Origin of the sequence: Pseudomonas monsensis, from assembly GCF_014268495.2 — a bacterium.
GTDB lineage: Bacteria > Pseudomonadota > Gammaproteobacteria > Pseudomonadales > Pseudomonadaceae > Aquipseudomonas > Aquipseudomonas monsensis.
In genome coordinates, this window is sequence record NZ_CP077087.1 from 6,403,790 (window position 1) to 6,418,895 (window position 15,106).

Genomic DNA, 15,106 nt, shown 5'->3' on the forward strand with positions numbered 1-15,106 from the left:
GGCTCGCTATTTGCCCCTTTTTAAGGGCATTGGTTCTACGAGCGGTAAAGCATCATGTCCGTTTGAGCGCTCCACAGAAAGCTGGGTTGCTCTGACGCATTCCGAACACAATCACATTGGAGAAGGGAAGTTCATTCTAGAACAGCGTGGCACATTTACAGATGCCCTTCGTCTGTAAAATCAAGCTCCTGATCGGCCCTTCTCACCGGAGCAGGCCGATCCGCCGCAATGCGTTGAAAACGCCTTAATATTTGGCAGTGCAATGGCTTAGTTTAAAGGCCGTTAGACCTAAGCTTTGCAAAACCTTGCTTGATGTGGCCAGCGTTTTCACCAATCGCGAACAACGCACCGCGGACATTTTCTCCTACCTCGTTTAGCCCCTGCTTCTCGGCGTGGAGCGTCAGCTCCATCAACGCCGCCTCCAAGGCAAGCTGGTTTTCGTACATCCTTTCCAAGACATCCGATAGTGGATATTCCCCTGACATTCTGATCTGGCTCCATTCAGAAACACCTAAGCATAGCAGTGGTTTGGAGAAGATCACGGCAGCTTGGGACGCCGCTAATGGAATAGGGAAGACCAGCTCTAAATAATAAGATGGTTTGCCGAGGCAAAAAGTAAGAATCGCAAAATCATGAAGATTGGATGCCCTCTTTGTCCTTCGAACAGAAAGTTCTTGGTCTATGGTCAAGTAAAACTGATAAATAGAGGGACAGCTATGAGGACTAGTTGCCGATTCTTGACTGCGTTCATGACATTCCTACCGGTTCTGTCCGCGCCGCCAGCATATGCTTTATCGTGTGGTTTTTGTGACGAGATGGGAAAGGTCGGTAAATCGCTTCAAATCAACGTCCCTTCGTTAGACCCCTTTGCCATCACAATACCGCCCTTGCCAAATATTAGGATGCCGCTGCCACCGGGGATACAGGACTTAGTGGAAAGTATCGGTGGCGATGCGACACGCATAGTCCTGCGGGTCGGCGAGGATACGCTTACATCCATCCATAATAGTGCCGGAGACGTGGTCCGGACATTGGAAAAAGCCAATGGAGACGTGATTGCAACGGTTCAAAAGGCGGGCGAGGATACAGTTAAGACGACCTATACGGCAGCAAACGATGCAACTGTGACTTATGTAAAGACATGGCGCGATATCGGTGAACAGGGAAAGCGCAGTTTTGAAGATGCTGTCGATGCCGGAGAGGCGGCGGGTCACTTTGTAGAAAATCAAGCCAAATCCGAAATGGACGCCTTTGACGGTGCAGTAAAGCGAATGCAAGACGGTAAAGTCGTCGATGCCATGTGGCAAGTTGGCACTGAGCGACTCAGTTCCAGCGAAGAAAACTTTGCTAAAGCCACACAAGAGAGTTCGGTGATCAATTCAGCAGCAGCTTCAGTTGCAGCAGCATACGGTGGACCTGCGGGTGCCGCCGCATATGCTGCCTGGTCAACCTATCGCCAAACCGGCAACGCTGACATGGCACTGCGCGCTGGATTGTTGGCTGCAGTAACTTCGCAGAATGGCTCATCAGTTGCGCAAATGCCGGCGGGTAACGCTGGCGAGATACTTAAAAAGGCGGCCATGGCCGGCGCTGCCGGTGGCATCGCGGCGGCGGCTGCTGGGGGTGATGAGCAAGCGATCAAAGACGGATTCTTGAGGTCATCTGGCGCCGTACTGGTCCAAAAGGGAACTGACGAGCTCAAGGCGTATTCCCCAGAAGCCAATGATGCATATCAAGCCGTGCAATGTATTTCGGCTCGTGATGTTGACTGCCTGTCAAAAACGACGTGGGTCAGAGAGAAAGGGAAAATCTTATATGACGAGTATGGCAAGCCGATTATTGATGCCAATAAAATTGACCCCAATAAATATGTAGGCAAATGGAGTCAGGTAGACCCGAAATCTGCCGAGGGTCAGATTAACGCGATCATTGCACAGACTTCAAAGTTACCTAAGATGGAAGCAATTCCGATACTAAAAAACAAGTGGATCCTTACTTGGAGTCTTGGCAAGGAGGAAACCATTAAATACGCCCAGCCCACTGTAGTGTTAACTTACGTCGGTGAAAATCCTCCTTTCACTTCTGAGGTGCGCTACGTAGAGCATCGAAAGAATCCTATACAGCTAAATAAGGGAAAGCGGGATACGAGTGAACAGCTTGTCGTATACTACGTGAAGCCTGCGGACAGGGATAGAGTCACCAAAGCCCTCGAGGAAAAATCGATAAAATATACCAAGAGGTCTTACGCCCTGAGGCGACATAAAGAAGCGCTATCAAACGCCTTAATTTGCGGTCCAGATACACGCATCCAAAATCTAAGAAAGGTCGCGCTTGCACTAATGGAAAAAGGCATAGATATTAAGTACATCGGAACAAATCGCAAGTACAAGCGTGGAACTATATCTATAATAAATCTTAAAAGGAATAATTATACAGTAAACGATCCGAATATCTCGCAAAAGCAAGTAAAGGAACTCGTTGAATGTCCTGGAGAATTGAAAAATACTAAATGAAAAAAATGCCCTTGGGCCAGTCAGCTAAGCATTCATGGATGTGAAAGTCCCCGGTGGTAGGAGGCCCGGAGACCTCGGGTCACCGACGGTGGAATGGCGAACAGTTTATGTTTTTGGTGCCTCAATTTTCCCTCGTGCTGATGTAAGGCCAAGGTCGGATGCCCTACAGACCTCGCTGTAGTTTATATGGGTATCCCAGTCCTGCGGACGTTCACCGGAAAACTGAGCAGCGACGGAGCATTCGCGACCTTGTAAAAAAAGAGGGATGATACTCACCATATTTTCACTCCGGTCGTCGCTCGATAAAGCAAGCAGATTTGAGCGCACATTCCCCCACTTTTACGAAGTACCATTTACGGACGCAGTCAAGTATGACAGTGACACAGCTAACTACAGCACCAACCGAGACCGATCTCGAAGCAGAAATCCACTCGGCCATCAGACTGGCCTTTCCCCTAATGCCAGCTCACGCCATTCGCCATCAAATCCAGTTCCAATTCAAGTTTGGCCATGCTGCAATCAAGGTTGACGGTTCAAAACCCACATCAGTCAGGTCGCGGGCCGACGTCCTGCTGTTCGTTGAGGACAAGCCCCTGGCGGTGCTTGAGCTCAAAAGGATGAGCGAAGAGCTCCAGCCCGATGATGGTCAGCAAGGTCTTTCGTATGCTCGTGCGCTTAATTCAACACCACCATTGGTGGTGGTCAGCAATGGCATTGAAACGCGTTACCTTGAAACGCACACCGGTGGTGTATGGGTAGCGGTCGATAAGGATGCTCAGGCATTTACCGCCTTAGTGGACAGCGCCTCAAAAGCAGCCAAGGCTGACCTGAAGCTCGCAATTCAGACTCTCATGGGCACAAATTCTTCCGTCTGGATGCAGGCGGTACTGCATGCCTCCAGTGCGAACATGGAGGAACTGACGGGCTCCATTGAGGACACCGACCAGCCTTTCGGCCGAAACTTTCTTATTCCAAGGCGACCGACAAAAAAGGTTGTCGACTTCCTGAGGAAAAATCAGAAACTCGTATTGCTCGAGGGGTCGTCACTGGTAGGTAAAAGTAACGTTTTACGTGAGTTATGCGAGCTGACAGTCTCCAACGAGGTTGGAGCGACTCTATACATAGAAACCGAAACAGGAAGCAGCATTCTTCAGTGCATCGCGGATGCTTTAGAAAGTCATCTTAACTGGCCGGTTACGGTGGATGAGGCCCGTTACTGGTTAAAACAGGTTTCAGACGCCAATGGCCCCGACCTGATTCTGGCAATCGATGGGCTCAACAGTGACGATAGAGTAGTCCGAAAGGAGATTGAGGACCTATCGAGTACTAAGTTTGGAAACCATTTAAAGCTGGTGGTGGCACTGGATACAACAGTTGCAAGCCGAATTGTGATCACCAATGGCCGCAACAAATCGCCAATCGGACGCAGAGCGGTGCGAGTTGAAGTAGAGCCGCTGGATAACGATGAATTCGCTCATGCCGTCCAGACCTTGCTCGATAAGCGTCTTGTGCTCATGCAGGGGGCGTTCTACACGCCAGATTACCGTCATCCTTGGGTACTCCGCTCCGTAGCCGCATTGGCTCTTGCGAGCCTTGAGGACGAAAGTCAGGAAACCTTTCTGGCCATCCTGCCAATGCTCAACACCGACCTCATCCAATACGCTCGTGATCGATTTGAGGACATCGATCTTCTTCGAACCTTCGCAAAAGTCGCTCAAGCCATGATCATTGAATCGAGGGACGCCGCGCGACACCCAACTCTGATTGCCGAATGCAATCGGACATTTGGGATCCGTCGTGCCACGCTGTCGGAGCTGCTGAGCTCTGATGAATTGAATTTACTTGAGGAAGCGGGTTACCTGAAACCCGCTATTCATCAGGTTACGGCAGAGCACATCAGTTACGTTCGACAGCCTGCACTTCTCGCCAGCGAGATTTCGAGGTTTATCAAATCCGAAATCATTAGAAGATCAGAAAAGGATCCAGCGGATGCGGCCACTTGGTTGATTGACGCAGCATCTCGCTTGCCACTTGGAGATGTAATTGCAGCACATGCACTCCTTGAGGCATCAACGGAGGATGAGGGATTACCAATAGGAGTTATGCTTAAACTCCTCAAAACAAAACCCCAAAGCAAATCACCGACGCCAGGCACGACATACGCCGGCCTTCATCCAGAAATTGGATATATAAAATTTCGAGTCGTAAGGGATACGGTCATTGAGCTATTTGTTAAGGGGGGGTCAAAAATACTCGATCTTGGCGTACCTGTGGGTGAGTTGCTGGAGGATATTACCCCTTGGCAAATACTTTCTCATGTGTGTGGTGTGCGAACCGAAATCATGGATGAAAGTGGCAGCCTGGTCAGGATAGAACAATCGTTTCTTATAGATATCGCCTCAGCGAGCTTTCCGTTGCTCTCCTCCCACCCAATGCTCGGGCAATTGCCGCATCACGATCTACTTACTGGTGGCTCAGTTGTCTGCCATGCCGTTGGAATTGTTGAACCTATCACGCAATCGCTTTTATCGTACCTTCGGCAGGACCTAAACGACTCTAAGGCTTGGGTTGAGTGGGCGTTGACGAGAAAGTCTGGCGCCTTACTCGCGCGACTCCACATAGCGCTCCGTGAGATCGCTCGAATGACAGATCCCGACTTCGCCGAATGGGCTAAAACGACCCTCACAAACCAGGTTATACCAGAGCTTCAGCAACAGCTGCGATGCTGCGGCCAGCATCTGCTCGACGAGGAGTCACAGTAGTAAGCAAGGTATATTTGTAATTAGAAAAACCAAACCCACAGGCCTCATTCCTTCGAGTTTTCCTAAAGAAATAAACGAGACGAAACGAACCAGAAGCGAGACTCGGTCCTGAAATTGTGGAATAGGTAAGACCTTACCAAGTCCGCCTTTTTTAATTGGGCCAGCTTTGACAATGAGGCGCGTAGGATCGAGCATTACCAATGTAGCAACGAGACCTGTGTACTGATTCACGTACTCAGGTTCGAGCGGGTCGGGTAACTACCACAAAAGTCCCGCCTGAGGACACATCCCGCAGGCGCGCTCCTAAGTATGCAGTTGTTCCTAATCGGTCTCGCGGTAGTTTGGCCTCTTCCCTCTGATCACAGAAGAATGAACCAACGCTCAAAGCCTCCCGCAGGTAGAGGAGCTCCCTTGATCATTTCTGCAGGTTGAACGTCTACACCTGCAGCCCTGGCCTTACTCTGAACCAACTCCCGCGCTTCGTCGCGGGAAGCACAGTGGGAGGTTGTGAACGAGTAACCACTTGCCCCCGCAACATTGCGGTGGATCACCGTATAGTCGGAACCGGCAGGAATGATTTCAAACCACCTACCGTAAGGCATTTCCTTGCCATCAGTTGCCGCATGCACTTCAAGCACATCGTGCGGATCGTAGTCATTAGCCAGTGACACGCCAAGCAAGGCATCCAGTTGAAGAGCTACGCTTTCATCCACGCAACCTGAAGCAAGGTTCCATTGCCTTGCTGTACAAGCCGAATAAGGTGACAGAGGTGGATCAGGGATTGGTGAACAGGACAATCATCGCCCCCAAGCATCTCATCGCTAAGGTGACTAACTCAAAAAACATCTGGAATCAGGACAGTCTCACCTATTTCCACCGTTTTCGAACTAAGTCTCACTTATTACTGCGCATCGCCTCATTTAATTCTTCTTGAAAACACAAAGGAATGAGGCCTGTAGGCTTGGTTTTTCTCAACAAATTCTTTTTGTCCCAGCAGCTCGAAACCACAACCCGGCGAAATCACCCTCGCCCACCACGGCGTGCTGTTTCTCGATGAACTGCCGGAGTTTGATCGCAAGGTTCTAGAGGTTTTGCGGGAGCCTTTGGAGTCCGGGCATATCGTCATCGCCCGAGCCAAGGATCGCGTGCGCTTTCCGGCGCGCTTCCAGTTGGTGGCGGCGATGAATCCGTGTCCCTGTGGATATCTTGGCGAGCCGAGCGGCAAGTGTTCCTGTACGCCGGACATGGTGCAGCGCTATCGCAACAAACTGTCGGGGCCATTGCTGGATCGAATTGATCTGCACCTGACAGTGGCGCGAGAGGCGACCGCGCTGAGTCCGACAATGAAACCGGGAGAGGACAGTGCCAGTGCGGCAGCCGTGGTGGCCGAGGCCCGGGAGCGCCAGCAAAAGCGTCAGCATTGTGCCAATGCGTTTCTCGATCTGCCGGGATTGAAGCGGCACTGCAAGTTATCCACAGCCGATGAGAAATGGCTGGAATCAGCCTGTGAACGACTGACGCTATCGCTGCGCTCAGCGCATCGCCTGCTCAAAGTCGCCCGGACACTGGCCGACCTTGAGCAAGTCGATGCAATCAAGCGTGAGCACTTGGCCGAGGCGCTGCAATACCGGCCGGCGACACCTTAATGTTCGGTCAAATCAACCAAAGGCTTCTGCCGCACTTCGGTTTCACGCCCGGCCTGAATCTCGGTCACGCGCTTCAAGGCGTTATCCACAGCGCCCTTGTCCGCCAACAGGCTGTAGCTGATCTGGAACTGTTGGCTGGCCTTTGGCGCAATGGTCGGCACCAGATTCAGCGGACGCTGATAGCGGCGGTTGTAGGAAAAACTGGTGCCCGGCTCAAGGCCTGTGACATAGCCCTGCCCTTGGGTATCGGTGTTTTTCCACAGGGAAAAGACCGGCAACTGCTGCGTGTTGAAGCCAACAGAGACACCAAGGCTGCCGGCCTTGTTGTGCAAAACGGCCAGGGTTTCGCCTTTGTCGTCGGCGTAGGGCACAACGTTGTAAACCGTTTCATCGTAGTCCTTGGTCGGCCCACGATAGGTCTGCCAGTCGGCCAACTCGGCTTTGGCCTTGTCGTTGAACGGCGAGACCTGTTTTACCGGTGCGGCAAAACGTGCGCCCTGCTCAAGGAACGGCGTACTGAAATTGCTGTGATACAGCGCCTGGTATTCCTTCGGATAATCGCCGTTGTTGGTCAGCGTGTCATTGAGGGCGAAACGCGCAGTGCCGGGTTCGGTGACCAGCTCGGTGACGACCGAGAAATCGACTTTCTTGAACGCCTGCTCCTTCAGCTCGCCGCGCAGGCTGATGGCGTAGGGCGGCTTTTCGTCGATGTGCAGGGTGACGCTGCTGGCCGGGATGTTGGCGGCGCGCCCGTGCAGGGTCAGCAGCTCGCCATTGTCCATGCCAGGATGGCCGACCCATTCGTACCCGCAGCGGGTCACCAGTTCATTGAAGCCTTCCAGCCAGCCCAGCCCGCCGCGCCCGTTGAGCTCGATGAAGGCCGGGTTGACCACTTCCTTGACCGGCGAATCCCATCCCATGCGCACGTTGCCGACCGAGGCCTGCAACACATTCATGCCCCGGGTCGGCACCACGGACAGTTTCATCGTGCCGTTATCAATATCCACGATGCTGACCCCCTCCTGCCGCCCACCGTGCAAGGTACGCAGGCTCACGGAAAAGGGTTTGTCGGTTTTCACCCCGAGCTGCTCACTGGTAATACTCCAGTTTTGTGCAGGCTTGTTGGTATCGAGAAGGACGTAATCCCAAGCCATGGCGTGGGAAGCAGCAGAGAATGCGCCGAGGGCGACGGCGAGTTTGAGCGGGGTCATGGCAGCAGCCTTTATTGGAGTTGTGCCATTTTTATAGCGCTGCGGAAACGTTTCAGCAAGTGTAACGGAGCTTGCGATCGTGTGATTTATCAAGAATTGGCAGGGATGCCTTCGCGAGCAAGCTCGCTCCCACAAGGTTTTCGGGTGTTCACACAATTTGTGAGCTACCCCGGAAAATGTGGGAGCGAGCTTGCTCGCGAAAGCTATTTCAGCCGCGCATCAACGAAAGCGATCAACCTCGGAACGCAAATCCGCCGCCAGCTTCTCAAGCTCCTTGGCGGTAACAGCCAGGTTCGACACAACCTCACGCTGCTCACTGTTGGCCAGTGCGATGCTCTGCAAATTGCTGCTCAACAGAGTCGCAGTGCTGCTCTGCTCCTGAGTGGCCGTGGTAATCGCCGCAAACTGCTGCCCCGCCGAACGGCTTTGCTCGTCGATCCGCGCCAGCGCCGAAGCAACATTCGCGTTACGCGACAAACCTTCCTGCATCAGCACATTGCCCTGTTCCATGGTGCTGATTGCGTTGCCGGTTTCCTGCTGGATGCTGTGAATCATGCTGGAAATTTCATCGGTCGCCTGACGGGTGCGCGAGGCCAGGCTGCGCACCTCATCCGCCACCACGGCAAAACCGCGGCCCTGTTCACCGGCACGCGCCGCTTCAATCGCAGCGTTCAGCGCCAGCAGATTGGTCTGCTCGGCAATCGAAGTGATCACGCTGACAATGCCGCCGATTTCCTGGGAGCGCTGGCCGAGGGTGTTGATCACGGTAGCAGTGGTGTTCAGTGCGCCAGCAATTTGCTCCAGCGAGGAAGAAGCCTCTTCCATCGAGCTACGACCGATCTGCGTTTGCTGAGCGTTTTCCTGGGCCAGACGCTGGGTGTTGCCCATGTTGTCGGCGATGTTCAGCGAGGTGGCGCTGAACTCTTCGACGGCGCCGGCCATGCTGGTGATTTCCCCGGACTGCTGCTCCATGCCTTCGTACGCGCCACCGGACAAACCGGACAGCGCCTGTGCCCGGCTGTTGACCTCCTCCGAGGCGCGGCGGATGTGCTCGACCATGGTCGACAGTGCCTGGCTCATCTGGTTGAACGCGCGGGACAACTGACCGATTTCGTCGTTGCTCGACACGTTCAGGCGCACGCTCAGATCACCGGCGCCCAAGGCTTCGGCCTGTCGCACCAGATCACTCAGCGGCGCCAGTTTGCTGCGCAGCAGCCAGACCACCGAACCCACAGCCAGCAGCATCGCCAACAGACTGCCAATGGCCAGTTGCGTACCGACACTCCAGGTCACCGCGCGAATCTCGGCTTTCGGCATGCTCGCCACGACCGACCATGGCCCGCCATCGAATGGCACGGCGATGCTGTAGAAGTCTTCGGAGGTGTCGCTCCAGAACTCACCCTTGCCCGGTTTCGCAGCCAGACCTTTGATCACCGGAACCGCTTGATCCAGCGCCTGCACCCCCGCCGGCGCGACCAGCCATTTGTTTTGCTCATCCAGCAACGCCAGCGAACCGCTCTGGCCGATGCGGAAGCGCTTCAGGTTGTCGAACTGGATGTTCTGCGCATCGGTGTAATCGAAGCCGACGAACAACACCGCAATCACCTTGCCGCTGCCATCGCGCACCGGGGTGTACTGGGTCATGTAGGAGCGATCGAACAACAAGGCACGGCCGACGTAACCTTGCCCCGCCATCAACTTCGCATAAGCCGGGTGCGCATGATCGAGCAAGGTGCCGATGGCGCGCGTGCCGTCCTGTTTGGTCAGCGAAGTGCTGACCCGCACGAAGTCTTCGCCGCTGCGCACGAACAGCGTGGCGACGCCCGCTGTCATCTGCTTGAACTCGTCGACTTGCTTGAAGTTGTTGTTCAACACTTCGTCGCCCAGGTGCAGGCCCGGGGTCTGGGTACCGGCCACGGTCACCGGCTCATCCGGATGAATGCTCAGACCGCTGCTGAAGCGCTTCTCGAACAACCCGCTCAGGCGTTGGGTGCTTTCACGCAGCGTGCCGTGAAAAGTGCTCAACTGGTCGGCCAGCAGTCGCGCCTCGCTGGCGAGATGCTCTTCACGGGTGGCGAGGTTGGCGGTATCCAGCGAACGCAGGGCGAACACCGTACTGCCGCTGATGACAATCGCCAGTATCACGGCGAGCGCGAGGCCCAGCTGCGAGGCGATCCGGGCGCGAGGTTGAGACATGGGCAGCTCCTGGCCGAGCCACGTGATCCTCCTTGATCTCGACTCGGAAATTTTTCTGGTTGTGGGGTGAATCGTGGACACCGGCACGACGGTGCCACAAGCACGTATTCGGCGGTGGATCCGAATACTTGAGCGGAAAACAAGGTTATGGCACAAGGCCGGCATTGTGGCGGCTCTAACGTTTCAGCTCAAGCGTGCAACCGCCGGCAACTCCATGGCTCGCACTTCGCCTTGGAGGAAATCGCTGAGACGGCGCAAACGTTCACCTCCCGGACGGGTTTTCGGCCACACCAGGTAATAATTCAGCCCGCTGGCGACGGCCGTCGGCCACGGCAGACTCAGGCGCCCCTGAGCGACATCTTCGGCGACCATCAGCAAGTCGCCCATCGACACCCCGTAACCACGCGCCGCCGCGATCATCCCCAGTTCCAGGGTATCGAACACCTGACCGCCCTTGAGCGAGACCTGATCGGACAGCCCCATGTGCTCCAGCCAGCTGCGCCAGTCGCGCCGATCCGGGGTCGGGTGCAACAGCTCGGTGCAGGCCAGGCGCGCAACGTCCCAGGGCTGGTCGTTGAGCAGGTTCGGCGCGCCGACCGGAATCAGCTCTTCGGGAAACAACAGACTGGCCTCCCAGTCCGGCGGGAAGTGCCCGTCACTGAGCAGCACCGCGCAGTCGAAAGGCTCGTTGTTGAAGTCCACCGAATCCACGTCCATCCATGCGCTGGTCAGTTGCACCTCGTTGCCTGGCTGCAAGTGCCGGAATCGACTGAGCCGCGCCAGCAGCCAGCGCATGGTCAGGGTCGATGGCGCTTTCATCCGCAGGATGTCGTCTTCGGCGCGCAAGGTATTGCAGGCTCGCTCGAGGGCGGCGAAACCTTCGCGAATCCCCGGCAACAGCATCCGTGCCGACTCGGTGAGTTGCAGGTTGCGCCCACTGCGATGAAACAACTTGCAGGCGAAATGCTCTTCGAGGGTGCGAATGTGCCGGCTGACCGCGCTTTGGGTAATCGACAGCTCCTCGGCGGCGCGGGTGAACGAGCTGTGCCGCGCCGCCGCTTCGAATGCGCGCAAGGCATACAAGGGAGGAAGACGACGAGACATTCGGAAAGCTCCTATAGCGGGATGCGGCCAACTTAGCAGAATCTGCCCTAGATGAGTTTGACTCATGCCACCCATCCTTTTTATCCCTTTGTGCGAAACCGTTTGAGCGCCGAGAATCGACGGCTCCCTGTTCCCTCTTTAAATGAGTGGTGAAGATCATGCAGCAACCTGTGCGTACCGAACTCTGGGCCATCCTGCGGCTGTCGGGGCCGCTGATCGCTTCTCAGTTGGCGCACATGTTGATGGTGCTGACCGACACCCTGATGATGGCGCGCATCAGCCCCGAGGCACTGGCCGGTGGCGGTCTGGGGGCGGCGAGTTATTCGTTCGTGTCGATCTTCTGCATTGGTGTAATTGCAGCGGTCGGCACGCTGGTCGCGATCCGTCAGGGTGCTGGCGACATCATCGGCGCGGCACGTCTGACTCAGGCCGGATTATGGCTGGCGTGGCTGATGGCGCTGGGCGCCGGGTTGCTGCTGTGGAATCTCAAACCGCTGTTGCTGCTGTTCGGCCAGACCGAAACCAACGTCATTGCCGCCGGGCAATTTCTGATTGCCCTGCCCTTCGCCCTGCCCGGCTATTTGAGTTTCATGGCCCTGCGCGGCTTTACCAGCGCGATTGGCCGGGCGACCCCGGTGATGGTCATCAGCCTGGGCGGCACCGTGGCCAACTTCCTGCTCAATTACGCACTGATCACCGGCATGTTCGGCCTGCCGAAACTGGGTTTGACGGGCATCGGCCTGGTCACGGCCATTGTAGCCAGCTGCATGGCACTGGCGCTGGCCTGGCATATCCGCCGGCACCCGGCTTACGACGCTTACCCGCTGCGCGCCGGGCTGTCGCGGCCGAACCGGCAATACCTCAAGGAGCTCTGGCGCCTGGGCCTGCCCATTGGCGGCACCTATGCGGTGGAAGTGGGTTTGTTTGCCTTTGCGGCTTTGTGCATGGGCACCATGGGCAGCACGCAGATGGGCGCGCACCAGATCGCCCTGCAAATCGTCTCGGTGGCGTTCATGGTGCCGGCGGGCATGTCGTACGCCATCACCATGCGCGTCGGCCAGCATTACGGCGCCGGGCAGTTGAACGATGCGCGGATGTCCGGACGGGTCGGCATCGCCTTCGGCGCGGTGGTGATGCTGGGTTTTGCCATGGTGTTCTGGTTGTTGCCGAATCAGTTGGTCGGGTTGTTCCTCGATCACAATGATCCGGCGTTTGCCGAGGTCATTCGCCTGGCCGTGAGCCTGCTGGCAGTGGCTGCGTGGTTCGAGCTGTTCGACGGCACCCAGACGATCGCCATGGGCTGCATCCGTGGGCTCAAGGATGCCAAGACCACGTTTCTGGTCGGGCTCGGTTGCTATTGGTTGATCGGCGCGCCGGCGGCGTGGTGGATGGCGTTCCACCTCAACTGGGGGCCGACGGGCGTCTGGTGGGGGCTGGCGCTGGGCCTGGCGTGTGCGGCGATCAGCCTGACCCTGGCGTTTGAGTGGAAGATGAAGCGGATGATTCGGCGGGAGCCTGCGTCATCCAATCAATACACAGTCGCCCAGACCGACTGAGATCCCTTGTAGGAGTGAGCCTTTGTGGCGAGGGGATTTATCCCCGATGGGTGGCGAAGCCGCCCCAAAACCGGTAGCTGGGGTTTATCAGATGTGTCCAGTGCTATGGTCTTGCGACTGCTTCGCAGTCGAACGGGGATAAATCCCCTCGCCACAATGTTGTTCCAAATTGAGTTATGGATTTAGCTGACGATTTCCAGTGCGGGCTGCTGGCTGGCGCCGAAGGTCAGGTACTCAACCAGTTCCGCCAGCGGCAACGGCCGGCTGATCAGATAACCCTGCACCTGATCGCAACCAAACCCGCGCAACAGATCCAGTTGCTCCGGCGTCTCGACCCCTTCCGCCACCACTTCCAGATGCAGGTTGTGCGCGAGATTGATCATCGCGTGCACCAGTTTGCGGTTCTCTTCACGCTGCTCCATGCCGCCGACGAAGCTCTTGTCGATTTTCAACAAAGTGATCGGCAGGCTGTTGAGGTGCACGAACGATGAAAACCCGGTGCCAAAGTCATCCAGCGAAAAACGCACGCCGAGGCGGCCGAGGGCGTCCATGGTCTGTTTGACCAGATCGCTGCGGCGCATGACGGCGGTTTCGGTCAGTTCGAATTCCAGCCATTGCGCTTCAACACCACGCTCGGCGATCAAACGGCTGAGGGTCGGCAGCAACTGGCTGTCCTGAAACTGGCGGAACGACAGGTTGATCGCCATGTGCAGCGCCGGCAGCCCACGTTCGCGCAACGCCTGCATGTCGCGCAGGGCCCGGGAAATCACCCAGTACCCCAGCGGCACGATCAAGCCGCTCTGCTCGGCCAGCGGCACGAATTCGCTCGGCGGCAGCAAGCCGCGCTCGCCATGACGCCAGCGCACCAGCGCTTCGAGACCGACGATCTGCCCGTCCGCCATGTTCAGCCGTGGCTGGTAATGCAGTTCCAGCTCGTCGCGACGCAAGGCCCGGCGCAGCTCGCTTTCGAGGTCGGCCATGCTCCGTGCGTTGCGGTTGATGCGTTCGTTGAAGATATGGAAGGTGCAGCCCTGGGTGCTCTTGGCCTGCTGCATGGCGATGTGTGCGTGCCACATCAGCGGGTCGGCGCCCCCTTGTGCGCGGGCATGGGCGATGCCGAGGCTGGAGCCGATCAACAGGCTTTCACCATCGACCCAATACGGTTCGGACAAGGCTTCGGTGATACGTTCGGCCATCCACTCGGCGCGCTGCGGTGCACGGCGGGTGTCGATCAGCAGGGCAAATTCATCGCTGCCCAGCCGCGCCAGTTGATCACCGGCTTCGAGCTGACTTTTCAGCCGTGCGACGACTTGCAGGATCAAACGGTCGCCGGCCTGATGGCCAAGGGCGTCGTTGGCGTGACGGAAGTTGTCGAGGTCGAGGTGTCCGAGGGCCAGGCCACGCCCGTCGTTTTCCGCGAGGCGCGCCGTGAGCAGGGTCTGGAAGCCCTGACGGTTGGCGATGCCGGTCAGCGGATCCTGCTCGGCCAGACGTTGCAAGGTGTTTTCGAGCACGCCGCGCTCGCGCACATGACGCAGGCAACGCCGCAGCATGCCGGCGTCGAGGGCGTCGAACACCAGCCAGTCGCTGACGCCAACGGGCGCAGTGGCCGGTTCGTGTTCCAGCAGCAATACCGTCGGCAGGCTGCAACGGCCCGGGGCCGGTTGCAACGCGGGTACGGTCAACAACACCGCGTGACGGTTGTCTTCGAACAAACGGCTGACCGACTCCCAGCTCGGCGCGCTGATCAGCACCGCCGCGCTCCCCATCGGAGCCAGACACTCACGCAATAACGCTGTCCACGCTGGCGCTTCGGCCAGTAGCAGCAAACGCAAGGGTTCGACAGGCGTAGACAAGCTAGCTCCCTAGACTCTGCAATGATGTGGGCGGGGCATTATGCCGTTGCGATGTTCAATGACCAAATGACAACGGTTATCAGAACGTTATTTTGTGTCACGAATGAGAACATTAGCCGCAAAATCACCGTGCATCCTCCGCGAAAGTAACAAAACCGGCAAATTTGAATCGCGTGGTGCGTCACAAGTCGGACAGAGCAGCACAAATCGCTGAGCCTGTTAAAATGCCGGCCCATTTCGTCAACGACTCCCGAATTTTCGT

Annotated in this window: 9 protein-coding genes and 1 pseudogene; 4 read left to right on the forward strand and 6 right to left on the reverse strand. The window is 56.6% G+C overall.

What is annotated here, in order from left to right; all coding sequences use genetic code 11:
- Positions 1-272 precede the first annotated feature (272 nt).
- Positions 273-485: a hypothetical protein gene (locus HV782_RS28435; RefSeq protein ID WP_186744123.1), complete on the reverse strand. Its 213-nt coding sequence runs from the start codon at positions 483-485 to the stop codon at positions 273-275.
- A 264-nt stretch (positions 486-749) separates the two neighbouring features.
- Here HV782_RS28435 and HV782_RS28440 point away from each other — a divergent pair, with 264 nt between their 5' ends.
- Together HV782_RS28440 and HV782_RS28445 are read left to right on the forward strand one after the other, a co-directional pair.
- Complete coding sequence (locus HV782_RS28440; RefSeq protein ID WP_186743985.1) at positions 750-2,513, forward strand: hypothetical protein; 1,764 nt, start codon at positions 750-752, stop codon at positions 2,511-2,513.
- A gap of 371 nt (positions 2,514-2,884) precedes the next feature.
- Complete coding sequence (locus HV782_RS28445) at positions 2,885-5,275, forward strand: type I restriction enzyme HsdR N-terminal domain-containing protein (RefSeq protein ID WP_186743983.1); 2,391 nt, start codon at positions 2,885-2,887, stop codon at positions 5,273-5,275.
- Between the two features lie 359 nt (positions 5,276-5,634).
- Here the strand turns inward: HV782_RS28445 and HV782_RS28450 are convergent, their stop codons facing one another.
- Positions 5,635-5,988, reverse strand: a complete 354-nt coding sequence (locus HV782_RS28450; RefSeq protein ID WP_186743981.1) for a hypothetical protein — start codon at positions 5,986-5,988, stop codon at positions 5,635-5,637.
- Between the two features lie 273 nt (positions 5,989-6,261).
- On the opposite strand from HV782_RS28450, the pseudogene HV782_RS28455 reads away from it, so the two are divergent.
- Positions 6,262-6,921: pseudogene (locus HV782_RS28455) on the forward strand (ATP-binding protein); the annotation flags it as partial.
- On the opposite strand, the gene HV782_RS28460 reads toward HV782_RS28455, so the two are convergent.
- From HV782_RS28460 to HV782_RS28470, 3 genes are all read right to left on the reverse strand, one after another.
- Complete coding sequence (locus HV782_RS28460) at positions 6,918-8,132, reverse strand: aldose 1-epimerase family protein (protein WP_186743979.1); 1,215 nt, start codon at positions 8,130-8,132, stop codon at positions 6,918-6,920. The pseudogene HV782_RS28455 and the gene HV782_RS28460 sit on opposite strands and share 4 nt — an antisense overlap.
- Positions 8,133-8,351: 219 nt before the next feature.
- Positions 8,352-10,328, reverse strand: a complete 1,977-nt coding sequence (locus HV782_RS28465) for a methyl-accepting chemotaxis protein (RefSeq protein WP_128616383.1) — start codon at positions 10,326-10,328, stop codon at positions 8,352-8,354.
- Between the two features lie 183 nt (positions 10,329-10,511).
- Entirely contained in the window at positions 10,512-11,432 is a 921-nt protein-coding gene (locus HV782_RS28470) for a LysR substrate-binding domain-containing protein (protein WP_123469812.1), read from the reverse strand.
- 158 nt (positions 11,433-11,590) lie between these two features.
- On the opposite strand from HV782_RS28470, the gene HV782_RS28475 reads away from it, so the two are divergent.
- Entirely contained in the window at positions 11,591-12,988 is a 1,398-nt protein-coding gene (locus tag HV782_RS28475; RefSeq protein WP_128616382.1) for a NorM family multidrug efflux MATE transporter, read from the forward strand.
- A gap of 182 nt (positions 12,989-13,170) precedes the next feature.
- Here the strand turns inward: HV782_RS28475 and HV782_RS28480 are convergent, their stop codons facing one another.
- Complete coding sequence (locus HV782_RS28480) at positions 13,171-14,844, reverse strand: putative bifunctional diguanylate cyclase/phosphodiesterase (protein ID WP_123469816.1); 1,674 nt, start codon at positions 14,842-14,844, stop codon at positions 13,171-13,173.
- Positions 14,845-15,106 lie beyond the last annotated feature (262 nt).

What these genes read in the sequence shown, in the direction of transcription:
- HV782_RS28435 (WP_186744123.1), bottom strand. Translation starts at nt 485, where the DNA reads ATGTCAGGGGAATATCCACTATCGGATGTCTTGGAAAGGATGTACGAA.
- HV782_RS28440 (WP_186743985.1), top strand. Translation starts at nt 750, where the DNA reads ATGACATTCCTACCGGTTCTGTCCGCGCCGCCAGCATATGCTTTATCG.
- HV782_RS28445 (WP_186743983.1), top strand. Translation starts at nt 2,885, where the DNA reads ATGACAGTGACACAGCTAACTACAGCACCAACCGAGACCGATCTCGAA.
- HV782_RS28460 (WP_186743979.1), bottom strand. Translation starts at nt 8,132, where the DNA reads ATGACCCCGCTCAAACTCGCCGTCGCCCTCGGCGCATTCTCTGCTGCT.
- HV782_RS28465 (WP_128616383.1), bottom strand. Translation starts at nt 10,328, where the DNA reads ATGTCTCAACCTCGCGCCCGGATCGCCTCGCAGCTGGGCCTCGCGCTC.
- HV782_RS28470 (WP_123469812.1), bottom strand. Translation starts at nt 11,432, where the DNA reads ATGTCTCGTCGTCTTCCTCCCTTGTATGCCTTGCGCGCATTCGAAGCG.
- HV782_RS28475 (WP_128616382.1), top strand. Translation starts at nt 11,591, where the DNA reads ATGCAGCAACCTGTGCGTACCGAACTCTGGGCCATCCTGCGGCTGTCG.